The 24,214-nt window shown below is 54.2% G+C and carries 26 protein-coding genes and 1 riboswitch; of the genes, 15 read left to right on the top strand and 11 right to left on the bottom strand.

All coding sequences use genetic code 11. The annotated features are described in order from the left end of the window. Nucleotides 1-36: 36 nt before the first annotated feature. Both TGAM_RS08595 and TGAM_RS08590 read left to right on the top strand, forming a co-directional pair. On the top strand, nucleotides 37-927 hold the full coding sequence (locus tag TGAM_RS08595; protein WP_048811301.1) for an ABC transporter ATP-binding protein: 891 nt from the start codon (nucleotides 37-39) through the stop codon (nucleotides 925-927). Then, nucleotides 924-2,153 (top strand): ABC transporter permease, encoded by a 1,230-nt coding sequence (locus TGAM_RS08590; RefSeq protein ID WP_015859310.1) that lies wholly within the window; start codon nucleotides 924-926, stop codon nucleotides 2,151-2,153. Before TGAM_RS08595 ends, TGAM_RS08590 begins: the two co-directional genes overlap by 4 nt. Nucleotides 2,154-2,160: 7 nt before the next feature. Here the strand turns inward: TGAM_RS08590 and TGAM_RS08585 are convergent, their stop codons facing one another. Genes TGAM_RS08585 through TGAM_RS08575 form a run of 3 tightly spaced genes read right to left on the bottom strand, consistent with a single transcriptional unit; the run spans nucleotide 2,161 to nucleotide 5,744 of the window. Beyond that, entirely contained in the window at nucleotides 2,161-3,027 is an 867-nt protein-coding gene (locus tag TGAM_RS08585) for an alpha/beta hydrolase (RefSeq protein ID WP_015859309.1), read from the bottom strand. A gap of 2 nt (nucleotides 3,028-3,029) precedes the next feature. Beyond that, nucleotides 3,030-4,370: an MFS transporter gene (locus tag TGAM_RS08580; RefSeq protein WP_015859308.1), complete on the bottom strand. Its 1,341-nt coding sequence runs from the start codon at nucleotides 4,368-4,370 to the stop codon at nucleotides 3,030-3,032. Between the two features lie 12 nt (nucleotides 4,371-4,382). Then, entirely contained in the window at nucleotides 4,383-5,744 is a 1,362-nt protein-coding gene (locus TGAM_RS08575) for an SLC45 family MFS transporter (RefSeq protein WP_015859307.1), read from the bottom strand. Nucleotides 5,745-5,901: 157 nt separating this feature from the next. Between TGAM_RS08575 and TGAM_RS08570 the strand changes: the two genes are divergently transcribed. From TGAM_RS08570 to TGAM_RS11280, 4 genes are all read left to right on the top strand, one after another. Beyond that, on the top strand, nucleotides 5,902-6,588 hold the full coding sequence (locus TGAM_RS08570) for a glycerophosphodiester phosphodiesterase family protein (protein WP_238516203.1): 687 nt from the start codon (nucleotides 5,902-5,904) through the stop codon (nucleotides 6,586-6,588). Beyond that, nucleotides 6,572-7,318 (top strand): glycerophosphodiester phosphodiesterase family protein, encoded by a 747-nt coding sequence (locus TGAM_RS08565; protein ID WP_015859305.1) that lies wholly within the window; start codon nucleotides 6,572-6,574, stop codon nucleotides 7,316-7,318. Before TGAM_RS08570 ends, TGAM_RS08565 begins: the two co-directional genes overlap by 17 nt. 82 nt (nucleotides 7,319-7,400) lie before the next feature. Next, nucleotides 7,401-7,550 (top strand): hypothetical protein, encoded by a 150-nt coding sequence (locus TGAM_RS11285; RefSeq protein WP_015859304.1) that lies wholly within the window; start codon nucleotides 7,401-7,403, stop codon nucleotides 7,548-7,550. Between the two features lie 190 nt (nucleotides 7,551-7,740). Next, nucleotides 7,741-7,890: a hypothetical protein gene (locus TGAM_RS11280; protein ID WP_015859303.1), complete on the top strand. Its 150-nt coding sequence runs from the start codon at nucleotides 7,741-7,743 to the stop codon at nucleotides 7,888-7,890. Between the two features lie 53 nt (nucleotides 7,891-7,943). Here TGAM_RS11280 and TGAM_RS08560 read toward each other — a convergent pair whose 3' ends face one another. The 5 genes from TGAM_RS08560 to TGAM_RS08540 all read right to left on the bottom strand — a co-directional run bounded on the left by TGAM_RS08560 (nucleotide 7,944) and on the right by TGAM_RS08540 (nucleotide 12,906). Continuing rightward, entirely contained in the window at nucleotides 7,944-8,189 is a 246-nt protein-coding gene (locus tag TGAM_RS08560; protein ID WP_015859302.1) for a hypothetical protein, read from the bottom strand. A 158-nt stretch (nucleotides 8,190-8,347) separates the two neighbouring features. Beyond that, nucleotides 8,348-10,738, bottom strand: a complete 2,391-nt coding sequence (locus tag TGAM_RS08555) for a CDC48 family AAA ATPase (RefSeq protein WP_015859301.1) — start codon at nucleotides 10,736-10,738, stop codon at nucleotides 8,348-8,350. Between the two features lie 124 nt (nucleotides 10,739-10,862). After that, the gene (locus TGAM_RS08550) at nucleotides 10,863-11,348 is read right to left on the bottom strand and encodes an Hsp20/alpha crystallin family protein (protein WP_015859300.1); all 486 of its coding nucleotides are present in this window, start codon (nucleotides 11,346-11,348) and stop codon (nucleotides 10,863-10,865) included. A gap of 382 nt (nucleotides 11,349-11,730) precedes the next feature. After that, nucleotides 11,731-12,588: an MBL fold metallo-hydrolase gene (locus tag TGAM_RS08545; RefSeq protein WP_015859299.1), complete on the bottom strand. Its 858-nt coding sequence runs from the start codon at nucleotides 12,586-12,588 to the stop codon at nucleotides 11,731-11,733. A gap of 30 nt (nucleotides 12,589-12,618) precedes the next feature. Then, nucleotides 12,619-12,906 (bottom strand): hypothetical protein, encoded by a 288-nt coding sequence (locus TGAM_RS08540; RefSeq protein ID WP_015859298.1) that lies wholly within the window; start codon nucleotides 12,904-12,906, stop codon nucleotides 12,619-12,621. 224 nt (nucleotides 12,907-13,130) lie between these two features. Here TGAM_RS08540 and TGAM_RS08535 point away from each other — a divergent pair, with 224 nt between their 5' ends. From TGAM_RS08535 to trmBL2, 8 genes are all read left to right on the top strand, one after another. After that, nucleotides 13,131-14,819 (top strand): acyl-CoA mutase large subunit family protein, encoded by a 1,689-nt coding sequence (locus TGAM_RS08535; RefSeq protein WP_015859297.1) that lies wholly within the window; start codon nucleotides 13,131-13,133, stop codon nucleotides 14,817-14,819. Between the two features lie 113 nt (nucleotides 14,820-14,932). Further along, complete coding sequence (locus TGAM_RS08530; protein WP_010477181.1) at nucleotides 14,933-15,088, top strand: 50S ribosomal protein L39e; 156 nt, start codon at nucleotides 14,933-14,935, stop codon at nucleotides 15,086-15,088. A gap of 10 nt (nucleotides 15,089-15,098) precedes the next feature. Continuing rightward, nucleotides 15,099-15,371, top strand: coding sequence for a 50S ribosomal protein L31e (locus tag TGAM_RS08525; RefSeq protein ID WP_015859296.1), 273 nt, complete (start codon nucleotides 15,099-15,101; stop codon nucleotides 15,369-15,371). A gap of 27 nt (nucleotides 15,372-15,398) precedes the next feature. After that, nucleotides 15,399-16,085, top strand: coding sequence for a translation initiation factor IF-6 (locus TGAM_RS08520; RefSeq protein ID WP_015859295.1), 687 nt, complete (start codon nucleotides 15,399-15,401; stop codon nucleotides 16,083-16,085). Nucleotides 16,086-16,130: 45 nt separating this feature from the next. Continuing rightward, the gene (rpl18a, locus tag TGAM_RS08515; protein ID WP_015859294.1) at nucleotides 16,131-16,364 is read left to right on the top strand and encodes a 50S ribosomal protein L18Ae; all 234 of its coding nucleotides are present in this window, start codon (nucleotides 16,131-16,133) and stop codon (nucleotides 16,362-16,364) included. Nucleotides 16,365-16,424: 60 nt separating this feature from the next. Next, entirely contained in the window at nucleotides 16,425-16,931 is a 507-nt protein-coding gene (locus TGAM_RS08510; RefSeq protein ID WP_048811300.1) for an SWIM zinc finger family protein, read from the top strand. 4 nt (nucleotides 16,932-16,935) lie between these two features. Then, a complete protein-coding gene (gene rgy / locus TGAM_RS08505) occupies nucleotides 16,936-20,616 on the top strand; it encodes a reverse gyrase (RefSeq protein WP_015859292.1) in 3,681 nt (1,226 codons plus the stop codon). A gap of 270 nt (nucleotides 20,617-20,886) precedes the next feature. Continuing rightward, a complete protein-coding gene (gene trmBL2 / locus TGAM_RS08500; RefSeq protein WP_015859291.1) occupies nucleotides 20,887-21,681 on the top strand; it encodes an HTH-type transcriptional regulator TrmBL2 in 795 nt (264 codons plus the stop codon). A gap of 66 nt (nucleotides 21,682-21,747) precedes the next feature. Here the strand turns inward: trmBL2 and TGAM_RS08495 are convergent, their stop codons facing one another. Genes TGAM_RS08495 through TGAM_RS08485 form a run of 3 tightly spaced genes read right to left on the bottom strand, consistent with a single transcriptional unit; the run spans nucleotide 21,748 to nucleotide 23,015 of the window. Next, nucleotides 21,748-21,960 carry a helix-turn-helix domain-containing protein gene (locus tag TGAM_RS08495; RefSeq protein WP_015859290.1) on the bottom strand — a complete coding sequence of 71 codons (213 nt, stop codon included), beginning with the start codon at nucleotides 21,958-21,960 and terminating at the stop codon, nucleotides 21,748-21,750. After that, the gene (locus tag TGAM_RS08490; RefSeq protein ID WP_015859289.1) at nucleotides 21,957-22,280 is read right to left on the bottom strand and encodes an Sjogren's syndrome/scleroderma autoantigen 1 family protein; all 324 of its coding nucleotides are present in this window, start codon (nucleotides 22,278-22,280) and stop codon (nucleotides 21,957-21,959) included. Before TGAM_RS08490 ends, TGAM_RS08495 begins: the two co-directional genes overlap by 4 nt. A 3-nt stretch (nucleotides 22,281-22,283) precedes the next feature. Next, a complete protein-coding gene (locus TGAM_RS08485) occupies nucleotides 22,284-23,015 on the bottom strand; it encodes an arginase family protein (RefSeq protein ID WP_015859288.1) in 732 nt (243 codons plus the stop codon). A 77-nt stretch (nucleotides 23,016-23,092) separates the two neighbouring features. Continuing rightward, a riboswitch (Fluoride riboswitch) is annotated at nucleotides 23,093-23,168 on the top strand. Between the two features lie 23 nt (nucleotides 23,169-23,191). On the opposite strand from TGAM_RS08485, the gene TGAM_RS08480 reads away from it, so the two are divergent. Next, the gene (locus tag TGAM_RS08480) at nucleotides 23,192-24,058 is read left to right on the top strand and encodes a prenyltransferase/squalene oxidase repeat-containing protein (protein WP_015859287.1); all 867 of its coding nucleotides are present in this window, start codon (nucleotides 23,192-23,194) and stop codon (nucleotides 24,056-24,058) included. Nucleotides 24,059-24,214: the final 156 nt, after the last annotated feature.

Raw genomic sequence — 24,214 nt, 5'->3', positions numbered from 1 at the left:
ATTTCCCTATGCCGTTTCTATTTGTAGGGGGTGCCCATGAAGGCCATCAAAATCCGGGGATTGAAGAAAAGCTATGGCAATTTTCTCGCGCTGAAGGGGGTGAATCTTGAAGTTGAGGAAGGGGAAATACTCGCGCTCCTCGGGCCGAACGGTGCCGGAAAAACAACTCTCATTAGGATTCTTGCGGAGGGTCTTGGCTATGACTCCGGTGAAGTCAGGATCTTCGGTGAGCCTCTCTCGAAGAGAACAGCCCGTTTTATTGGCTACGTGCCTCAGGAAAGCATAGCCTACGATTTCCTCACGGTCGAAGAGAACCTGGGCTTTTACGCTGACCTCTACGATGCTCCGAGCGAGAGGGTGGGAGAACTCATCGAGAGGTTTTCCCTTCCTCCAAAGAAAAAGGCCAAAGAGCTGAGTGGTGGCTTTAAGAGGCGCCTCAACCTCGCGATAGCCCTTCTCTACGAGCCCGAGATACTGATCCTCGATGAGCCCTCAGTCGGATTGGATGTGTCCTCGAGGAGGGAGTTGTGGAACATTATACTGGAACTCCGGGAAGAGGGAAAGACCGTTTTACTCGCCACCCACTACATGGAGGAGGCGGAAGCCCTCGCCGACAGGGTGGCCATAATGAACGAGGGGAGGATCATAGCCGTTGGAACGCCCGAGGAGCTGAAGTCCCTCGCTGGGGAGGAGAGCGTCATTCACGTGGAGGGCGTTCTGAAAGGGATCGGGCTTCTGAGGAAGGAATTTCATCGGGTGGTTGAGCGTGAAAACGCTCTCAGAGTATCGGTGAAAAACGCCAAAACTGCCCTTCCCAAGATCGTTGAACTTCTCGTTGGGGCTGGAAGCGAGATAAGGGCGATACGGGTTGAAGAACCAACTCTGGAAGATGTTTTCCTGAAACTCACCGGGAGGGGTCTGGGATGAAGGTGAGGGCCGTTAAGGGGATAGTCCTGAAGGATCTTCGGGAGATAAGGCGGGAGAAGATGGCGTTGTTTTGGATCTTCGTCTTTCCGCTCATGTGGATAACCCTGCTCGGGGGCATATGGGGTGGCCATAACCCTCCGGTAAAGATCGACCTCGGAGTGGTATACTACAACGAGAGCTCGCCATTTACTGCTAAAGACGTCGTGGGCATAATGGAGAACGTTACCATCGACGGCGTTCACGTTTTCAGGATACGGGAGTATTCGGACGAGGAAAGCGCGCTGAAGGCTTTAAAACAGAGAAGGATCGATGCCCTCCTCGTGTTCCCCGAGGGTTTTGGGAAGAACCTTTCAAGCGGCTTTCCTGCGAAGATCCATGCATATTTTGAGGGAAGTGATCCGCAGAACTACCAGATAGTGAGTGGAACCGTGAAGGGCTTTTTCTCGGAGTTTGAGCGGCGGGTTGCCGAGAAGAGGCTTAACATTACCCTAACCTACATGGAGGAGTACGTTCCCGAGAGTGCACTCGGGAACTTCACGCTGGATGACATTAAGAAGTACCTCCTTGGTCTCACGAATCCGCTGGACATCGAGGAGAGGGGAGTTTCAGGGGAGTCCCCATCTCCGATTCAGTTCTACGTTACGAGCTTCATAGGCATACAGTTCCTCTTTGCAACGATGATGATGGTTGGTTCCGGAACCTTGGAGGAGATTGAACATGGAACACTGAGGAGAATCGCCGCATCCCCTGCAACGGCGTGGGACTTTCTGGTAGGGAAGATCCTCTCGACGTTCATCGTTATAATGATCAGCATACTGATCGGGATAGCCTACTCGAAGCTTATCTTCAGTGAGACGGTCTTTCCAGGGTTCCTCGGCTGGGTTCTGATATTCCTCGCGGCGGTCTTTTCTATGGGCCTCGGGCTGGCGATAGCAATGGCCACGAGGAGCATAAAGGCAACGAACGCGGTTATCAACCTGATCTCCATGCCCCTCCTCTTCCTTGCTGGGGTAGTCATTCCCGATAGCATACTCCCGAACTGGGCAAGACCGATAGCGAACTACTTCCCCCTCGGGAGGGCCCTGAAGGATCTCCGCCTGCTGGAGCTTTACCACAGGCCCGCTGGCGAAATCCTGCCCGATGTTGCTTGGCTCTCGGCCGGTGCCTTTGGAGCGCTATTAATCGCGGTAATCCTCTACAACCGGGCAATAAAAAGAATGGAGTAAGAAGAGCTTACTTCAACCACTTTTCGAGGAACTCTCTGACCTTTTCTTTCCACTCCTCCGGGTGGAGCTTCAAAGTTCTAACGTGCGGCGCATCGGTAATCCAGAGCTCGACGTTCGGGTTTATTTGCTTGTTTCTCTCGTAGAACTCCCTCACCTCATTTGGCTTGACGAGGGGATCCTTTTCTCCGGCTATCAGCAGGAGGGGTTTTCTAACTTTATCAGCGTACTCCAGCATGTTGAGCTCCTTTGCACCGCTGAAGAGCTTTGTGAAGGGTTTGACGAAGATGTAGAGCCACTCCGGAAGGTTCGCGAAGTACTTCAGGCCCCTCGCCCCCGTCTTGTCGAGATAAATCGGCGGTGAGTCGGCAACGCCACAGGTTACCCTCTCGTCCTCGGCCAGGGCCATTATCGTGACCACCGCACCCATCGAGAACCCGACGAGTCCTATTTTTCCCGCCTTCTCCGGGTGGTTCTTCTTCAGCCAGTCCACCGCCGAGAGAATGTCGATCAGCTCTTTTTCTCCGACCGTCGTGTACTTCCCATCGCTCCTTCCGTGGGCGCGGAAGTCAAAGACGAGGACGCTGTAGCCCTCCTTGAGCAGGAATTCAATGGTCTGCTTCATGTAAACTTCGTCCCACCGGCTCCTCGTGTAGCCGTGAAGGGGAATAACAGTTCCCTCTCCGTTGGGAATCCACCAGCCGCTCAGCTTGAGTCCGTCCCTGGTTTCTATTGTTATCTCCTCGTAGTCGTAGCCGAGATCCTTTGGCGTCCAGTCGCCGACGAAGCGCGGGGGCTTGACCATCTTGTAACCAACGAAGGCAACGAACCCGAGGAAGAGAAGGAGGATAAAGATCAAAACGATTGGCCACACCATACTCATACCTCCAGTTCAATCTCCAACCCATCACTTTCCGGCTCGGCCTTTGGGGTCTCGTCGAGGTTCTTCATGAACCATATCATGGGCATTGCCAGGAGCACAAGTACCGCTCCGATGGGGAAGAGGACCCTGTAGTTTTCCCCGGCGAGATCAACGATGGCACCGCCGATTATACCCGCCAGCAGCACCGGCAGGGAGCGGGTTGCCTCAAAGAAGCCGTAGTAGCGGCCGGTGAAAGCTTCCCTCTCGAACTTTGTGAGCAGATCTCCTACCACCGGATAGGAAGCGGCCATGAGTATTCCCCACCCGACCCCCGCTATTCCGAGGGCCACTGTTATCTCGGTCTTGGTGTGGATGAACCATCCCCAGATCTGCGGAATGGCAAATATAACGCCGCCGAGGATTATACTTAAACGTCTTCCGAGCTTGTCGTAGATTATGCCGCCTGGAAGGGCTCCTACGAGAACCGTGACGTTGAACAGGGCCATGAGTAACAGGCCGAGCGAGGTAACTGCCTTTACGTTTTCCTCACTGGCAGAGCCGTAGAGTATGTACGCAAGGATGCCGTATAGGAATATCCCTATGAACTCGAAGCTCATCCACCAGAGGGTCTGGGCGGTGTAGAACTTCAGAAAGTCCCTGTTCTCGACGATGCTTATGAGGTACTCCCCGAGAGTCTCGTTTTCCTCGATCTCCGGTGCTTCTGGCTCGCGGACGATGAAGTACACGAAGAGGGCCGCCCCGATGAGGAACACCGCCGTGATTATGAAGGGTATCTTGAGGTACGGAGTTTGGATGAGGGCCTTTATCCCCTCTTTCTCTCCGGTCATGGAGACGGCCTTTGCGACGAGGTAGCCTGCCAGACCGAAGAAGAAGAGGTTGCCCGCCCACTCGAAGAAGGTGATGACACCACTTGCTTTCCCCCTCTGACCGCTCTCCACTGTGTCGGGCATTAGTGCCCTGTACTGTGCCGTGTAGAGGTGCATTGAGAGGTAGAAGAACGCCAGCGAGAGAGCAAAGCCCGCCAGGGGAACACCGAGGGCGTACGAGGTGTATATCATCAGTGCCGCCACGCCCGCGAGGATACCCCCGATCATTATGAAGGGTCTTCTCCTGCCGTACTTGGAGCGGAGGGTATCGCTGTAATACCCCAAAACCACAGGGACAAAGAGTCCTATCAGGCCCTCAAGGGCCAGGATTGTACCCTTAACTAGGGCCGATTGGGTGTAGCTTGAAAGAAGAGGGAATGACAGCCCCTTGTTCATGGCCCATCCAACGCTCCTGCTGAACCCAAGCAGCGCGAGACCGAGCACAATACCCCAGTTGAAACGCCTTTCCATCTCCCTCACCTCTCAATCCATATCGGGTATGTAATCATACGTGTCCCCGGTGCTTTTAACAACATCTCCCCTCCTAACGAACTGCACCGTTATCAGGGCTAAGACAAAGAACACCATTGCGAAGGGAAGTAGTGTTTTGTAGCCTATGACGTCAAGGAACGCTCCCGCGAGGGGTGGTGCGAGGAGGTTTGCCGCCTGGCTGAAGAAGTAGTAGAGGCCGGTGTAGCCACCAAGCTTTTCCTCCGTCGTCATGTCCACGACCATTGGCAGGGAGTTCACGTTGATCATCGCCCACCCGATTCCACCCAGGAAGAACAGCCCCATGAAGGTCATTATTACTGAATCCGAGAGGCTTGGGCTTGATGGTTTTGAGGTTTCCCCGATGAAGAATGCCCCGAGCATTATCACTATGACCAGGAGAAGGCCCAGTGTTATCGTCTTCTTCCTGCCTAGCCTTGCACCAATGAAGCCGGCAGGGATTGCGAAGAGCATGAAGCTCAGGCTGAAGACACCGAGCATAAAGGCCCCTGTGCTCTCGATCTTCCTCGTGAGCTCGGTTTCCGGCGCGCCAACTGGGATCCCGTAGAGGTGGTACTTGACGTAGCTCGTGAAGAACGTCTCGAGGGAGTTGAAGGCAACGAACCAGAAGAATATCGCGAGCAGGATCGCGAGCAGGCTCTTTTCGTGGCTTGCAAAAACGTCCTTGAGGTTCTCCTTGAGCTCACCGAAGCTCTTGTGGGAAGTCTCGGAAAGGAGCTTCCTCAGGCTTATGCCCTCCCCCGGAACCCTGTACTCCTCTGGCTCGGGCACGAAGAGGACAACCAAAAGGTTCGCCAGAAGCATTATCGCCGCTCCGAAGTAGAAGGGGTAGGCGTAGTTCATCTCGTAGAGGACCTTCCCGCCGAAGTACGCGAGCAGGGCTCCAAGACCGCCCATGAAGTTGATTATCCCGTTGGCCTGGCTCCTCTTTTCGCTTGGTGTTATATCCGGCATGAAGGCTATGACCGGGGAGCGGAAGAGGGCCATGAAGAAGTTCATGAGGATTATTGTGCCCATGAAGAGGGCTAAATTGCCGTGCTCCCTGGCTATGGGGATGAGAGCGAACATGAGAGCCGCAGAGGGGGCACCGAGGAGTATGTAGGGCTTTCTCCTCCCGAGCTTTGTTCGCGTCATGTCACTGAGCGCGCCCAAAAACGGGAGCAACAGGACGGCGAAGAGGTTGTCTATCGTCATTATGAAGCCCGTCACCGTTCTGTTCATTCTGAACGTGTCCTGGAGGAATATCGGTATGTACGCGTTGTAAAGCGCCCATATTATGCTTATACCAAAGAAACCGAAGCCGAGCAGGAATATGCGGGAATATTTGAACTCCACAGTTCCATCCCCCCGAAGATTTTAGAGAGCAATAACGGGAAAAATTGTCTGGAAGAACTTTTAAGAATTGTGAGCGCATGTTTGAACGGTTGGACGTATGACACAAGGGGACATTGGAGATATTTTCATATTGGGTCACAGGGGAACAAAAGGGCCGTTGGAAAACACTATTCCAGCATTTCGAAGGGCCCTTAACCACTGTCATGGTATAGAGTTCGACGTGAGGATAACGATGGATGGCAAACTCGTTCCCCTTCACGAGGGAGTTTTCACGGTTGACGGTCGGCAGTATCGTGTGGAGCTTCTGACCTACGGGGAGCTCGTGAAGCTTCATCCCCTTGGAAAGCTGATCCCAACTCTGGACCGGGTCTTGAAACTCCGCCCGGGCGTCGTTAACGCCGACCTGAAGGACATAAATGCGCTTGAGCCCCTTCTCAGTTCCCTGGAACGGCGGAAGATTCTCGGTAGAACCGTCATCTCAACTGACGTCCCCGATTGGATAAACATGGTCAAGAAGGAGTGTCCGGACTGCAAAGTCGGTCTCTCAGTGACGAGTGCCAGAAACCTCTTCCAGAGCCTTGGGTTTGAGAGTTACTCCATTCACGTCCCCCTCGACCTGATCGGATACATAGGGTTCCGCGGCTTTTTGACGCTTCTCACCCTGTACCGCAGGAAAAAGAAGAAGGTATGGCTCTGGAACTACAGGATGAACGAGCTCTCACTTGTGCCAAAATTCATGCTTTTGGTGGATGCGGTAATTTCCGACGACCCCGCGAGGCTGAAAAAGTTTATAGCCCCCAGACGCACCGAAGTTGAGGCGACGCTCTATGTGGGAGAGGGATAGGATCATAGTCCTTGGCCACAGGGGTTGTATGGGAAAGTTCCCCGAGAACAGTCTGCTCGCCTTCAGGAAGGCTATCGAGGCGGGGGCGGACGGAGTTGAGCTTGACGTCTGGCTAACTAAGGATGGGAACGCTATTGTGATGCACGACGAGACAATAGACAGGACGAGCAACATGAGCGGAAAGCAAAAGGAAATGACCCTTGAGGAGCTTAAGAAGGCCGACATAGGTGGAGGAGAGAAGATCCCAACTCTTGAAGAGGTCTTTGAGGTTCTCCCTGAGGACGCACTCGTCAACGTGGAGCTCAAGGACAGGGACGCGGTTGAGAGGGTCGCCGAGATAGTGAAGGTCAACAACCCCCAGCGCATTATGATTTCATCCTTTGACGTTGAAGCCCTCAGAGAATACCGCAGGTTCGATGATGAGACAACGATGGGACTCTTGATTGACAGAGAGGATGTAGTTCCCCTAATCCCCCGTCTCAAGGAAGAGCTAAACCTCTGGTCGATCAACGTCCCGATGGAGGCCATTCCTGTGCTGGGCTTTGAAAAAACCCTCCATGCACTTCGATGGGCTCGCTCCCTCGGCCTAAGGGTGGTTCTTTGGACAGAGAACGAAGAACTCTTTTACTCTCAGGATAACCTCGCCAGACTCAGGGGCCTCTTCGAGGTGGTTATAACCAACGACGTGGAGAGAATGCTCTCCTATCTCTCTCGGCTCGGCCTTCGATGATTTCGTTTTTTGACGAAATGTCTAAAATCTGGTGCGTTAAACTTATAAAGTTTGAACAATTGACAAACAGCTCGGTGGGAGAATGAAGTGGGCCGTGACTCTCTACGGGGGAAGATCCCACAGAGAAAGGATAACATTTGAGGCTGAAAACGCCGATCTCGCCCGCAGGATCGCGGTAAAGGAGCTTAAAGCTAAAAACGCCAGGGTTTTTGAACTAGAAAGGCTCGATTGAATTAGTTCTGCGTCCCTTTCTTATTCCTTCTCCTTTCCCCTCTCGTTCGCTGAACATCCTCGGCTATGGGGTCTTTTCAGTTCATTAATGTTCTCCGAATTCTGTTCGTTGGTGTTCAATGATGTTCAGCAAAGCTTTTAAATTGAACTCCAGTGCTTTTCACGCCGAGTGATACAGAGGGGGTGATGGCATGCTTGCGAGAATACTCTACTATCGGGAGAAAGAGATGCCTTGGGAGATCGTTATCCCCGCGAACGATATCAAAAAGGCCGAGAGGATAGCGAGGGAGAAGATGAGTGAGTTCAACGCTATAGCATACGAGGTCGAGCTCATAGCATGACGCTCCTCCCCTCCTCCCCTTTGCCATTTCTCACCGGGCAAAAAGTTAAAGAATCAGCTCTCGCCCTCGATCTCTATGACCTTGACGTAGATCGGGAGCTCCGAGAGTTCTGAAAACGTTCTCTCAGCGGCCCTTCTTGAGCGGGCGAGCATTACAAAGGCTATATCTCCTTTGTAGCGGGCTTCAGTGAAGCTTATTATATCACCCCTCGCTATTCCGTAACCGATTGTCCTCCTGACCTGATCCTCATATTTTCCCACCAGCTTTTCGGGTATGCTGAGCAGGACTCCGTAGATCATCCCATCACCTCCAAACCGATAGCCTACCGATAGCCTTAGGAAAATTTAAAAATGTGAAGGTGTCACGCGGTCAGCCGCCCGCCCCGCGCGAACGTTCGTTCGCTGGGTCTCGTGGTCATCCACGAGACTGCGTGAGCTTACGCTCACTGGTCGCGCGTTTACCCGCGCGACTGCTTGAACTGCTCCTGTATCTTCCTGTAGTACTCCATCGTCTCCTTGCTCACCGACGGCCCAATCTTCTTCAGTGCCTCCTCGAAGTCCCTCATGGTGACCTTGACCTTCCTCCTGATTTCGTCGGCCTTCATTCCGGGCCTGATGATGCCCTCCTGGAGCGCCCTCCTCATGGCGAGCATCGCGGCCTCTCTCACCACTGCCTCAATGTCGGCACCTGTGTAGCCCTCGGTTCTCTTGGCGAGCTCCTCGAGGTTGACATCCTCCGCCAGCGGAACCTTCCTGGTGTGCACCTTGAATATCTCCAGCCTGGCCTTCTCATCCGGCGCTGGAACGAGTATCAGCCTGTCAAACCTTCCTGGCCTGAGCAAAGCCGGGTCGAGTATGTCCGGCCTGTTGGTGGCTCCAATGACGACGACACCGCTGTTCTCCTGAATACCATCCATCTCAGTCAGGAGCTGGTTGATGAGCCTGTCGGTTACGCGGTTGACGTCGGTGCCCCTGCGCGGTGCGATGGCGTCAATCTCGTCTATGAATATCACCGTCGGAGCGGCCTGACGAGCCTTCCTGAATATCTCCCTGATGTTCTTCTCGCTCTCGCCGACCCACTTGCTGAGCACCTCTGGACCCTTGATGGCGATGAAGTTGGCCTCACTCTCGTTCGCTACGGCCTTGGCGAGGAGAGTCTTACCAGTTCCCGGTGGACCGTAGAGCAGGATTCCCTTCGGCGGGGTGATTCCGAGTCCCATGAATGCTTCTGGATACTTGAGCGGCCACTCTACAGCTTCCCTGAGCTCCTGTTTCACGTCCTCAAGGCCTCCGATGTCGTCCCAGCGGACGTTCGGCACCTCGAGGAGGACCTCCCTGAGCGCTGACGGCTCGACCATCTTGAGCGCCTCGTAGAAGTCTTTCCTGGTGACCTTGAGCTCTTCGAGGACTTCTCTGGGTATGTGCTCGGCCTCGAAGTCAATCTTGCCCTCCTTGATGAGCCTCCTTAGAGCGGCCATCGCCGCCTCTCTTGCGAGCGCTGCGAGGTCCGCTCCAACGAAGCCGTGAGTGACCTCGGCCAGCTCCTCCAGCAGGGCGTCGATGAGCCTCGCCTTGACCTCGTCGTAGAGCCTCTCGTCAAGCTCCCTGAGGTCCCTCTTTATCTCCTCCTCGTCCTTCGCCTTCTCGACCTTCTCTATGGCCCTGTCTATAACGTCCCTGAACCTCTCGTCACCGCGGAGCTTCTCGAGTATCTCTATCACCTTGTCCCTCCTGAAGTCGGGCTCGATGGGCATTCCCCTGGTGTGTATCTGGAGTATCTCCTTCCTGCCCTGCTTGTCTGGAACGCCAACCTCAAGCTCCCTGTCAAACCTTCCTGGCCTCCTGAGGGCCGGGTCGATGGCATCTGGCCTGTTGGTTGCGGCAATGACTATGACCTTGCCCCTGCTCTTGAGGCCGTCCATCAGCGTCAGGAGCTGTGAAACAACCCTCTTCTCAACCTCGCCGTGGGTCTCTTCCCTCTTTGGAGCTATCGCGTCAATCTCGTCGATGAAGATTATCGCCGGTGCGTTCTCTTCTGCCTCCTTGAAGACCTCTCTAAGTCTCTCCTCGCTCTCGCCGTAGTACTTGCTCATTATCTCCGGCCCGTTGATGGCTATGAAGTGGGCGTTGGCTTCGTTGGCGACGGCCTTGGCAAGGAGGGTCTTACCTGTTCCCGGCGGACCGTAGAGCAGGACACCCTTCGGAGGCTCGATGCCGAGCTTCTCGAATATCTCCGGGTGCTTGAGCGGGAGCTCTATCATCTCCCTGACCTTCTGGATGACGTCCTTCAGGCCACCGATGTCCTCGTAGGTAACACCGAGCGTGGCGGTCTTGGCGACCTCCTTGACGGGCTTCTCGCTGACCTGGAAATCGGTGAACTCGGTTATCTGAACGATTCCAGCTGGCGTAGTCGCGGTTACCACGAAGGTGAGCTCCTGACCGAGGATTCCGACCTTTATGTAGTCTCCCCTGACGACGGGTCTGCCGACGAGCCTGCTGTGGAGCCACTCGACGAAGTCCCTTCCAAACCTGATCGGCTCGGTTGGGGCAACGATGACCTTCTTCGCCTCCTTAACGTCGGCCTTTCTGACAGTAACCTCGTCGCCGAGTCCAACTCCCGCGTTCTTCCTTATGGTTCCGTCCATTCTGATGATGCTGAGTCCCTCGTCCTCGGGATAGGCGGGCCAGACAACGGCGGCGGTGTTCTTGGTTCCGATAATCTCCACTATGTCGCCTGGCTGGACGCCGAGCTCGCGCATAGCCTTCCTGTCAATCCTGACGATTCCCCTTCCAACGTCCCTCTGGTAAGCGGACGCGACCTTAAGCTTGATTTCCTTCCTCTCGCTCATCTATACCACCTCCTTTTCATGAGCGATGATTGTGACGGGTTTATTTTATCGAAATATCGCTTTATTGAGGGTTGTAGGGGGGTGGAGCCCCCTCCGGTGTTAAAAGCAGGAAATAACGAAAGGGTCACTCGATCTTGACCTCGAAGCCCTCTCCCTCGGGCTTCTTTGGGTTCTTCTTTGGGATCTCGATTTCGAGGACGCCGTTGTTGTACCTCGCTTTCGCCTTCTCTGGGATGACCTCCTCGGGGAGCCTGATGACCCTCCTGTAACCGCTGTAGTAGCGCTCGATTCTTATGGCGCCCTCCTCCTCGAGCTCCTTCTCGCGCCTTATCTGGGCCTCGATGTAAACGGTGTCCTCTGTAACGCGGAGCTTGATGTCCTCCTTCCTGACTCCTGGAAGCTCAACGGTGATGACAAACTTGTCACCGCGGTCGAAGATGTCCGCGAAGGGCTCTCTCCAGCTCTCGCTGATGGCAATGCTCTCCCTGGGCTCGCGGTAGCTCCAGATTCTTGGGCCCCTCATGAAGTCGCGGAATATTGCGTCAATCTCCTCCTGGATTTCCCTCATTATATCGAACGGGTCCCAGTAGCGGTCCCTTCTCCAGACCATCGGGCATCACCTCCCGACGGCCTTTATTTTGGTTACCAGTAGTTACTAAAAAGGAACCCTTTATAAACTTTTCGATTTACCATACAAAAGGTGACTAAAAATGGTCTCCAGAAGGCCGGGATTTAGGGCTCAGAAGAAACAGATGATAGAAGTGGGAGGGGTGGCTTGGGTATCACCCCCTTTCAGCTGTGATGCCCAAACGCCTGAGGCCTTCAGGCCGCGGGGATCCTGCCACGTGCCCGCAACCTCTCTAACAAATAGACCCCAATAGCGAAGGTTCTTCGATATATTTTGATGAATTCCGAATATATTAAGGTTTCGGTTCGGATCTCGTTCTATGTTCAAGGTTCACGGGAAAAAGCGGGTGCATATTGAACGGCGTTCAAACCTTAATCTCCGAGTTCGGCAGTAATGGAAAGGCCTCGTGCCCGAGTCCCCTGAGAATTTCAGCAAACTCCCGGGCGAAGCCATAGACTGTGAATACCTTCTCAGGCTTGACTTTCTCAACAATCCTTACCAGCTCCCAGAAGTCGGCGTGGTTGCTGAGCTTCAGCCTTCCAAATCCAGAAACCGTCAGTTCCCAGGGACTTAACGAGTTCTCAACCTTAGGAGAGCGATAGGAGCGAAGGATTACCTCCCCATCTCTCTCGATGTTGTCGAAGCGGACTCCGAACTTCGAGTACACCCTCGCAACCTTCAGCATCTCGCGCGAGGGCCTGACCGTTATCCCGTGGACGTCGAGTATCTTCATAACCTCCTGGGCCTTCCCCATCTGGTTGACGTAGAGAACCGGTTTCTTTCCCCTGTCGAGAGCTTCCTCGACGAAAGAGATTAACTTCTTTTCCGCTTCCCTAGGGGAGGGGAACGCAAAAGCGGGGACGCCGAAGGTAGCCTCGATTACCAGAAAGTCCGCCCTCGGGAAGCGGCTCTTCTCGGCAGTTCTTAGCTTGAACCACTTGGTGTCGCCGGTGTAGAAGAGCGTTCCGGCCTCGAGCCAGAGCTTTATTCCAGCCGAACCGAGCATGTGGCCGGCTGGATAGAGCTTCGCCTTAACGTCGCCGATGTAGAAGGTCTTCCTGAACTTTACCTCACGGTAGAACCCGCCCTTGCGGAGGTGGCTGAGGAACTTCGTCGCCCTGGTCGCGAAGATAACCTCCCCGCTGACGAAGTGGTCGCTGTGGGCGTGGCTCTGGAAGGCCAGCTTTGCCGAGCTGTCGAGGCCGATACCTTTGACGAGCATCAGAAAAACTTGGGGAGGGAGCTTAAAGCTTTAGACCCTGTTGAGCATGCCCATCAAGGGGTAGTAGACGTCCTCTAAGTTTTGTCCCTTTTCCAAGGGGAACTTGAACGTCACGATTCTACCCGAGACCTCGAAGGACGGCCCTTCGGGCTTTCCGGGGACGAGCTTTACCTCAACGACCTCCAGCATGTCGAGCCCCCTGAGCTCGGCCTTCCCAACGAGAGTTCCCTCGAAGGCCCCGCGCGAGAAGGCTTCCTCCAGTTTGGGTCTCAGCCCGGTTACCCATTTGGAGCTGGCCCTCCTTGTCACGGTCTGCACGCCACCACCTCCGCAAAGTTTTCAATTTTCCGTTTAGAAATTCGTTGTTTATTAGGTTTTTTGCTCCAACTCGGAACAATATTCAAAACGATGCCCTTCTCTACTCGACGTTTTGTCAGGTTTTCGAACATCTCAAACTGGACTTTTTATCCAATGCCAAATGCTTCCTTTCGCTATGTAAAAGGTTTTTATAGTTCCCCACCCTACCCTAAGCGGTGGTTGATATGACCTTCGATAAGGAGAAGCTCGCCAAGATTCGCGAGGAGGAGAAGCGCTGGGAGGAGACCACGGTCAAAAAGTTCATCGAGAAGAGACCCGAGAGAAAGGAGAAGTTCATGACCGATGACGGTTTCGAGATTAAGAGGCTCTACACTCCCGCTGACCTCGGCGAGGACTGGGACTACCTTGAGAAGCTCGGCTTCCCAGGAGAATATCCGTTCACCCGCGGCGTCTACGCGACCATGTACCGCGGTCGCTTCTGGACGATGAGACAGTACGCGGGCTACGCTACAGCTGAAGAGAGCAACAAGCGCTACAAATACCTCCTTGAGCAGGGGCAGACGGGTTTGAGCGTTGCCTTTGACCTGCCTACACAGCTCGGTTACGACTCCGACCACCCGATGGCTGAAGGTGAGGTCGGAAAGGTTGGAGTTGCCATTGATTCGCTCTGGGACATGAGGATTCTCTTCGACGGCATTCCGCTCGACAAGGTCTCAACGAGCATGACGATTAACTCGACCGCCGCTAATCTGCTCGCGATGTACATTTTGGTTGCCGAGGAGCAGGGGATTCCCCAGGAGAAGCTCCGCGGAACTGTTCAGAACGACATCCTTAAGGAGTACATAGCGAGGGGAACCTACATCTTCCCGCCGCAACCGAGCATGCGCCTTACAACGGACATCATAATGTACTGCGCCGAGAACATTCCCAAGTGGAACTCGATAAGCATAAGCGGCTACCACATCAGAGAGGCCGGGGCCAACGCGGTCCAGGAGGTCGCCTTCACCCTGGCTGACGGTATAGAGTACGTCAAGGCTGTCATCGAGCGCGGTATGGAGGTTGACAAGTTCGCTCCAAGATTGAGCTTCTTCTTCAACGCGCACAACAACTTCCTCGAGGAGATTGCGAAGTTTAGGGCCGCGAGGAGGCTCTGGGCCTACATCATGAAGGAGTGGTTCAACGCCAAGAACCCGCGCTCCATGATGCTCCGCTTCCACACCCAGACCGCAGGTTCAACCCTTACGGCTCAACAGCCCGAGAACAACATCGTCCGCGTTGCCATTCAGGCTTTAGCTGCCGTCCTCGGTGGAACACAGAGCCTGCACACCAACTCCTACGACGAAGCGCTGAGCCTCCCGACCGAGAAGAGCGTGAGAATTGCCCTGAGGACCCAGCAGATTATCGCCTACGAGAGCGGTGTCGTTGACACCGTTGACCCGCTCGGAGGTGCCTACTACATCGAGTGGCTCACCGACCACATCTACGAGGAGGCTTTGAAGTACATCGAGAAGATTCAGAAGATGGGCGGAATGATGAGGGCCATAGAGCGCGGTTACATACAGAAGGAGATTGCCGATGCCGCCTACAAGTACCAGAAGGAAATCGAAGAGGGCAAGAGGATAATCGTCGGCGTCAACAAGTTCCAGACGGACGAGCCGATAGAGGTTGAGATACTCAAGGTTGACCCGAGCATCCGCGAGAAGCAGATTGAGCGCCTCAAGAAGCTCCGCTCCGAGAGGGACAGCAAGAAGGTCGAGGAGGCCCTCGATAAGCTCAGGAACGCGGCCGAAACCGAGGACGAGAACCTCATGCCCTACATCATCGAGGCGCACCGCCATCTCGCAACCCTCGGCGAGGTTACCGACGTCCTTCGCGAGGTCTGGGGCGAGTACAGGGCACCGCTGATATTCTGAGCTCCTTCCATTTTCTTTGGACTTTTCTCAAGCTTCACAAAAAAGCTTAAAAACGGGTAGCGGAAGGAACGTTAGGCATTCACGATGACTTTAGCAAACCGGGAGGTGTAGCCATGGCGAGAAACAAGCCGCTTGCAAAGAAGCTGAGGCTCGCTAAGGCCGCTAAGCAGAACAGGCGCGTTCCCGTCTGGGTTATCGTAAAGACCAACAGGAAAGTTATGACACACCCGAAGAGGAGGCACTGGAGGAGAACAAAGCTTAAGGAGTGAGGTGGTGTAGATGCCAATTGAACCCGGTCAGGAGGTCATATTCGTCGTTCCTATCAGAAAGATAAAGAAGCGCGTTCCACGCTGGAAGAGGGCCCCGAGAGCGGCCAAATTCGTCCGCGAGTGGATAGCGAGGCACGCCAAGGCCGAGGAGGTCAAGCTCGAGCCGGCCGTCAACGAGAAGCTCTGGGAGCGCGGGGCTGAGAAACCACCCAACAAGCTCCGCGTTAAGGTCGTCGTCGAGGTAGTTGACGGCAAGAGGGTTGCGAAGGTCTCTCTGGCCTGATTTTAACCACTTTTTAGAGGTGAAGAGATGCACATCGAGAGGCTCGATTTTGAAAACTCCCCGTACCTCGGCGTTTACGGCTTCGCCACCGACAGGGTAGCGGTGATTAGAGAGGGCCTCGGCGAGAAGAAGCTTGCCACCCTTAGGGAAGTTCTGAAGGTCCCGCTCATCGAGACGAGCGTCATGAAGTCGCGTATCGTCGGCATATTCGTGGCGGGAAACTCCAACGCGCTCATAGTCCCCTGGTACATCTGGGACGCCGAGCTCGACTTCATAAACGCCCAGCTCAGGGAGTACGGAATTGACATGGAGGTCGTCCCCTTCCAGAGCAGGCTCACCGCCTTTGGGAACCTGATTCTGGCCAACGACAAAGGTGCTCTGGTCAGCAAGGACTTCACGAGGGAAGAGGCGAGGAAGATTGAGGACATACTCGGTGTCCCCGTCGAGAGGGGAGTTATAGCAGACTATACAGCGGTTGGAAGCGTTGGCGTCGTCACGAACAAAGGCGGTCTCGTGCACCCAGAGGCGACCGACGAGGAGCTTGAGTGGCTGAGCGACCTCTTCAAGGTCGATGTATACGTCGGAACCGCCAACATGGGCGTCCCATTCGTCGGATCGTGTATGATAGCCAACTCGTACGGCGTCGTCGTCGGACACCTGACGACAGGCCCCGAGATAGTGAAGATTGAAGAAGCTTTGGGCTTCCTCGGATAAAGCTTAAAAGTTCGCCTTCAAAGGCCCGCTGAAGGAGGGATGGAAATGGAGGTCAAGGTCTACCGCGTTAAGGGAATCTTCCAGAGGGGTAAGCTCAAGCAGCCCTTCACCAAGGAGTACCGTGCTCTTAAGCCGGAGCACGTCGAGGAGCTTGTCTACTCCGAGATAGGGAGCAAGCACCGCGTTCCGAGGACCAAGATATGGATTGAGAGCATCGAAGAGATAAAGCCAGAAGAGGCTGAGAACCCGGTCGTTAGAAGGCTCAGCCTTGAGCTTTGATTTTTATTCCCCCTACGATAGCTTTTTAAATGGCATTTCTTACTAACTTCTGTGGTTATCATGGACGGGGAGGGTCTCTACTACTCCGGCAGGGTTCTCTGGGTCGTGAAATCCGGCAATCGACTCTACGGTAAGGTCCTTGATGACTATCCCTATTATGTTGAAGTTAACGGGGATTCGAGTTTCTGCACGTGTCCCCTGGGCGGCAACTGCGAGCACGTTCGGGCGGTTAAAATAGCGTACGAGAGGGGTTTCTACTTTGACTGTCCCGATGAGGAACCCTTCGGCGAGGGCTGCGCGTATTCAATGTTAAACTCCGTCCCAGAGCTGAGATGGAGAGTGCTCCTCAGGGAGCTTGAGCACGCCCTTGAAACCGATGAGAGCGGAAGCGACGCTGCAAAACTCTTTTATGAGGCTTTTAACATCCTTGGAAAGGATCCAGATGCCAGAAAACTGACGCTGATAGGGGTTCTGTTGAATGAATACTCCGCCCTGTTTCCTGATTACGCCCTCACAGAAAGGCTTAAATCGGAGTTTCAACGTTTAAGGATAAGATCGGTGGGGTGAGACCATGAAGGCCCTGTACCGGGAGATGTGCCCCAACTGCGGGGGCAGGATATCCGACGAGAGGCTCTACATGAGAAACCCATGCGAGAGCTGTTTAAATGAACCAATCGTAGTTGACTCTTATTTTGAGCTTGTTTCTGCCGTCAGAGATGCCCTTCTCAAGGCAAACCGGTTGAAGGAATGGGAGAGGATATACCGCCTTGAGAGCGAAAGCCGCGAGATAGAGGACTTCTTTAAGAAGGCCACTGGCTTTACCTTCTGGAGCGCCCAGAGAACCTGGGTTAAGAGGCTCCTCAAGGGCAGGAGTTTCTCAATCATAGCCCCAACGGGAATGGGCAAGAGCACCTTTGGAGCGTTCATGTCCGTCTACTACGCCACGAAGGGCAAGAAGAGCTACATAGTCGTCCCCACGACGCCCCTGGTAATCCAGACCATAAGAAAGGTTCAGGCGATAATCGAGAGGACGGGGCTGGACGTTAAGCTCGCCTACTATCACGGCAACCTCAGGAAGAAGGAAAAGGAGGAGATGCTCGCCAAAATTGAGGGCGGGGACTACGACATACTCATAACGAGCGCCCAGTGGTTAGCTAGAAACTTCGACGAGAAGCTGAAGGGGAGGCACTTCGACTTCATCTTCGTTGACGACGTCGATGCCTTCCTCAAGGCGAGCAAGAACATAGACCGCTCGCTTTTGCTCCTCGGCTTCACCGAGGAAATCATCGGCAAGGCGTGGGAAATCATCAGGCTCAAGAAGCAGATGGCGAGATACCTCAACGGAAACAGTGAGGACAAAAACGACAGGCTTAAGGAGCTCAACGAGGCGATAGAGAAGCTCCAGCGCGAGATTGAGGAGTTCAAGAGGAAGAACGACATCGGAATCATGATTATCGCATCGGCGACTGGCTCGGCGAGGGGCGACAGGATAAAGCTCTACCGCGAACTGCTCGGCTTTGAAGTTGGCTCGGGAAGGAGCGCGCTGAGGAACGTCGTGGACAGCTATTTGAAGCCGAGCAAAGACGTTAAGGAGCACGTGGAGGAGCTCCTCAGGAAACTCGGGAAGGGTGGCCTGATATTCGTCCCCATTGACCAGGGGCTGAGCTACGCCGAGGAGCTCGTGAACTACCTCCGCGAGAAAGGCTTCGCCGTTGAGCTCGCGAGCTCGAAGAACAAGAAGGCCGTTGAGAGGTTTGAGAACGGTGAAGCTGATTACCTCGTCGGCGTCGCAACTTACTACGGCTCGATAGTCAGGGGCCTGGATTTGCCCCACCTCATCCGCTACGCGGTCTTCACGGGTGTTCCCAAGTTCCGCTTTAGCATAGATCTTGAGAGGCCCACCATATACCGCGCCCTCGGTCTGCTGGGCGAGGTCATGGACTTCCTTGACGATGAGGACAGGAAAACTGCAGAGAAGCTCCACGCGAGGCTCAGGAGGCTGATTAGAAACATCCCTCAGTTCGAGCTCCTCAAGATTGAGGAGGCTTTAGCCGAGGGCCTTCCCATCGAGAACGACTTCCACAAGACGGTTCTCAACGTCTTCCGCGAGCTCGTCGAGTTTCTGCGCGAGGTCCTGAAGAAGGAGGACGTCCTTAGAAGGCTTGCCGAAGACCCCTTCGTCAGCCTCGTAAAGGAGGAGGGCAAGTGGTTCATCGAGATTCCGGACGTCAGAACCTACATCCAGGCAACCGGGAGGACGAGCCGCCTATTTGCCGGCGGAATAACGAAGGGACTGAGCGTCCTTATAGTGGACAACGAGAAGGTCTTCAACGGCCTTGTCAGGCAGATGCGCTGGCGCTTCACGGAGTTCAAGATGGTGCCCTTCGAGGAGCTTGACCTCGAGAAACTCCTGAAGGAGATAGACGAGGACAGGGAGAAGGTAAAGCTGGTTATGGAGGGCAAGATAAGCTCGAAGGTCAAGGACCTCGTCAAATCGGCCCTCATGATTGTGGAGAGCCCCAACAAGGCTAGGACGATAGCCAACTTCTTCGGGAAGCCGAGCAAGACTAGAATAGGTGAGCTCGTTGCCTACGAGGTCAGCGTGGGCGACAAAATGTTAACGATTCTGGCGAGCGGGGGGCATATGTTCGACCTAGTCACGAACGAGGGCTACCACGGCGTTCTAATCGAGCGCGAGGAAGATATGTTCAAGTTCATCCCGATCTACGATACAATAAAGCGGTGCCGCGACTGCGGTTATCAGTTCGTGGACTGGGAGGAGAGGGGCGTCTGTCCGCGCTGTGGAAGCAGAAACGTCCACGATGCCCTTGAGAACGTCAAAGCAATGCGTGAGATAGCGCAGGAGGTTGACGAGATACTCATCGCGACCGACCCGGATACGGAGGGTGAGAAAATAGCCTGGGACATAAGGAACGTCTTGGCTCCATATACACCCAACATCAAGCGCGTTGAGTTCCACGAGGTCACGCGGCCGGCCATAATGAAGGCCATACGTGAGGCGAGGGACGTCAACGAGGCGAGGGTAGAGGCCCAGATGGTGAGGCGCATAGAGGACAGGTGGATAGGCTTTGAGCTCAGCCAGGAGCTCCAGAGGGTCTTTGAGAACCGGAACCTCTCCGCCGGAAGGGTTCAGACACCTGTCCTTGGCTGGATCATCGAGCGGTACAAGGAGTTTACCGAGAGCGAGGTTTACTTCCTCGGTCTAACCCTTGAGAACGGCCTTCAGGTAACGGTCGAGCTAGGAAAGGACGGCAAGGACGTTGAGCCACCCGAGTACGTTACGGTGGAGGAGGTCCAGCTTGAGGAGAGGGAACTCAACCCCTCCCCGCCGTACACAACGGACGCGATGCTCCGCGACGCTTCCACCTTCCTCAAGCTTTCCGCGCCTGAGACGATGCGCTTGGCGCAGGACCTCTTTGAACTCGGGCTTATCACCTACCACCGTTCCGACAGCACCCACGTCAGCAGTACTGGTATAGAAATCGCCAGGGAGTACATAACGAGCGAGCTCGGCGAGGAGTACTTCAAGCCGAGGCCCTGGGGTGAAGAGGGTACGCACGAGGCTATAAGGCCGACGAGACCCATCGACACAGGAAGGTTGATGCAGCTCATCCGCGACGGCGTAATCCAGCTTCCGAGGAACCTCACGCGCAACCACTACAGGCTCTACGACATGATATTCAGGCGCTTCATGACGAGCCAGATGGTTCCAGCGAAGGTTCTCTACGAAAAGGCCGTTATAAACGCGGGTGTCGGGAAGGTCGAGCTCGAAGGCTACGTCGAAATCCTCAAGGACGGCTGGACGAAACTTCGCTCACCGCCGATGAGGCAGCTGCCGAAGCTTGAGCAGGGAGCAAAGCTCAAGGTCGTCGAGTCCAAGAAGTGGAAGGCGCCGAAGGTTTCACTCTACACGCAGGGCGATATAATAGCCCTGATGAAGGAGCGCGGTATCGGAAGGCCGTCAACGTACGCAAAAATAGTACAGACCCTCCTCCAGAGGTACTACGTTTTCGAAACAAGGGGTAGGAAGAAGCTTGTTCCGACTGAGAAGGGCATTAAGGTTTATCACTATCTTGTCAGCAAATACCGCGAGCTGGTAAGCGAGGAGAAAACGAGGGAACTAGAGGAGAAGATGGATCTCATCGAGGAGGGTAAGCTGAATTACCTTGATGTTCTGAACGAACTGTATCGCGAAATAACATGCGAGATTAAAAAGGAAGGGTGCAGCTAGTCCCCTGTCACTATCCGTAACCCTTTTTCTTTTTCCCGTTTGCTTGATAGTAACGCTGTTTTTTCGGGCGGATATTTTTCCAACCAAAAACCTTTAAAGTCAAAAAATAGGCATAGTAATAACGTTGCATCTCCATGCACTCTAAATAAGACCGGTAAGAGTTATTTCATTACGGGATACCTCTTGCATTTGTCCCCGACTGAATAGAGGGAAAAAATTTATATGGGCTTATGCGGACATTATAAACAAGAAATTTTGGTGGTGGTAAAGATGGTGAAGGACAGGATGGTAGAGCTCCTCCAGGAGCACTTTGAGTTGAACCTGTACGAGGCAAGGGCGTACGTGGCTCTGGTAGGGTTTGGAGTACTGACCCCGGCAGAGCTGGCAAGCGTCTCGGAGGTTCCGGCTCCAAGGACATACGACGTTCTCAGGAGCCTCGAAAAGAAGGGATTTGCCATAAGCCAGCCGGGTAAGGTTAACAAGTACAGGCCTGTCCACCCGCAGAACATCCTTGAGAAGTTCATTGAGGAATGGCAGGAGCGCGTTAAGGAAGAGCTTGAGGCTAAGAAGAAAGCGAAAGAGGAGCTCCTCGAACTTATGACCCCGCTCATTGAGACGGAGATCCCGAAGTACGGCGTGGAACGCGTTTGGGTCGTTCGTGGAATCAGGAACGCCACCCTTAAGACCAAGGAGATGTTCGAGGGCGTTAAGGAGAAGATACTCCTCGCCGATGATGGATACATAGCGGTTAACCTCGACAAGGACATCATAGCCGCGGTTGACAGGGGCGTTAAAGTTAAGATCGTTGTCGCTGAGAACCTCCTCCCGAGGCTTAAGTCCTCCAAGCTGCTCGACTACGCAAAGGCCGGCAAGATCGAACTCAGAGTCGCCGACAAGTTTGAGCTACCGATGCTCATCTGCGACGACGAGGTCTTCTTCGCCCTTGAGGACATGGCTGCCCGCTACTTCAACTACGAGACCCAGATATGGATCAAGGACTTCCGCGTCAGGGAACTCTTTGAGGGTAAGTTCAACGAGTACTGGGAGAAGGCCAAGCCGCTTTGAAACTGTCCCCTTCCCTTCTTCTTGATTCTTTCCATTCGAGAAATAGGTAGACAAAGGGAAAAATCCTCAAACGTATTTGAACTCTTCCTCCTCGGGCTTTTTCTCCCGTATCTTCCAGTATATTTTGCCGTCCTTCTCGAAGCTCTCGACCTTTCCCCCTTCCGCGAACCGGAGGAGGTATCTCCTGACCTCCATTACTCCCAGTCCGGTCTCCTTTGCTATCTCCTCAACGGTCTTGGGGCCAGCCTCAAGGGCCTTTAAAACCCTCCTGTTCTTCACGTTGATCCCTCCAGCCTTCTGTACTTTTCAATCAGGTCTATTATCCTCTCCATCACACTTAAGCGTTTCTCAAGCTCCTCTGGATCGTCGGGAAGGTCTAATGCAAGCTCGTTCAGCTTTTGAAGGAGTACATCTTCGAGTCCCCTTGCCTTCTCTCTCCTCTGTTTTGCCCTGTATTCACAGACCGGGCAGAAGACCCTTCCATCCTTCTCAAAGAGCGGCGATCCACACTTGGGACAGTGTCTGTCGAGCATCTTTGCACCAGATAGCATGAGGGGCATTATAACCTTCCTAATCTCCTCCTCGGTGGGTCCTTTCACCTTTCACCACCTCAGTGCCGAAAACACCTCAACGAGGGCTTTTTTGCCCTGCTTTGACCTCTTTATCCTCTCCGATATCTCGGCCAGATCAAAGGAGATTATCTTAAAGCGGTTTTTGATGCCCTCTATCAACTCCAGGAGTTCCTCCAAGGTGAGTTCTCCGTGCTGAAACCTTGCTATCCTGTATTCAGGCCTCAGAACGTCGAGATCGATCGTGAGGTAGACTTCCCTCCCAAGATACTTAAGAGCGTCGTCGAGCACGCCTCCCACCCCATGGTTGGAGAGGTTGATGTAGGCTTTCCACCCCCTTCCGGTTCTCCTCGTTCTTGGAAGGGCGGGGTAAATCCGCACCCTTCTTTTCCACAGCCGGGTTCTGTTCGTCGTTGGTATCATCAGCACGGCACCAACTACCGCTGCCCGGTTCACAATCCCGTTTTCAAGGGCGTAGGCCAGCCACGAGCCGTGATCGAGGTAGTCGTGCATGAGGTCAGTGTGGGCGTCCACGCTCAGGATGGAGGGAGGTCTGAGTTTCATTGTGATCCCGTAGGTGGCGAGATGCTCCCCTACGACGTAGCAACAATCTGGCTGAAGCACTTTTGCGAGGCCCTCCACGTTTCGGCTCTCCACGATTCTGGTGTTCGCTTCTTCGATCAGTCCCTCCCTCAGCAGGAGTTTCCTCGCGTATTCAACGCCTTCCCGGTTTGGCTTTTCGCCGAACGGAACGAACGTTACCATAAGACACCCCTCCTTTGTTTGGGGTTACTCCTTTTAACGTTGGGTGTGGCGAAAATGTTTTAAAACACCTCCCTGAGAGGTGGTTGGGCGATGGCGTCCGCCCGGGGCTTCGGGCCCGAACCGCCCGTAGGGGCTGATGACGCCTGTTCTCCGCTAAACGCTTAGGAGGCGGTAGAATGGGCTCGAAGCTTTACGAAATCGGGCGCTACGTTAACGTCAATGCCGTCCTGCACTACGTTGAGGAGAGACGCCACGAGGACGGTGGTTACTGCTTCGTGAGCGTCCTTGATGACACCAATGTGAACGACACCTACTACGCGATTAAAATCTACAACCTCCTGGGCATCGAGTTCCCCGAGCCAGAAAAGACTATAGAATTCCTTGGCAACGCAATCCAGCCCCAGACGGCGGTAGTCGCAATAGCGATGGCCCTTGAGGGCCTTGTCCTGCTTGGGGCCAAAGACCTTGCGAGGGAGAAGAGCGAGATAGTTTTCACCAAGTACAACCCCGCGGAAGGCAAGTTTGCGGTCGGACTCGGGGGAAGTGAGGAGTTCGGAACGGCGACCCCGCTCGAGGCCACCTACTGGGTTACCAAAGCCTTCGATGCAATCAACCTGAAGTTCAACCCCGACGAGAGGGACGCGATCAGAACCTTCGTTATGAAGTTCCGCAATGGAAACGGCTACGGCGTCAAACAGCCCACGACAACGATGACGTATCAGGCTCTCTTCACGCTTTACATCCTCGGCTATCGCCCGCCAAGGAGTCCACACTTCAGGAACTGCGAGCTCTGCGGTGACTGGGGTGGCTTTACTGAGGTGCCATACAGTCTTCCGCCCTACCTTGAGCCGACCTTTTATGCCACTAGGGGTCTTGAGCTCCAGAACGAAAGTCCGACCTACCCGAGGAGGCACATATGGTTCATACGTCAGCTCCAGAATCCCAACGGCGGCTTCAGGAGGAGCCTTGAGCTGGGCATTTCCAACTTCCAGAACACATACCGCGCACTGGCAGTTATCGAGTCAATGATGAGGTATCTTTGATACTCCAACATGATTCTCATAGATCCGATTAGGAGTACACCTCTGTGAAAGCCTTAGCGGCGAGGGCTGTCCGGTTTGCAGGAGTCTTGATAACTTTGAGCGTAGCGTCATTGAAAGCGTGCTCTATGATGGGGTCAGCGAGTCCGGCTTTCTGCT

Origin of the sequence: Thermococcus gammatolerans EJ3 (assembly GCF_000022365.1) — an archaeon.
GTDB classification, from domain to species: Archaea; Methanobacteriota_B; Thermococci; order Thermococcales; family Thermococcaceae; genus Thermococcus; species Thermococcus gammatolerans.
Note: the sequence above shows the minus strand (reverse complement) of the source record. Positions and strands in the feature narration are given on the sequence as shown.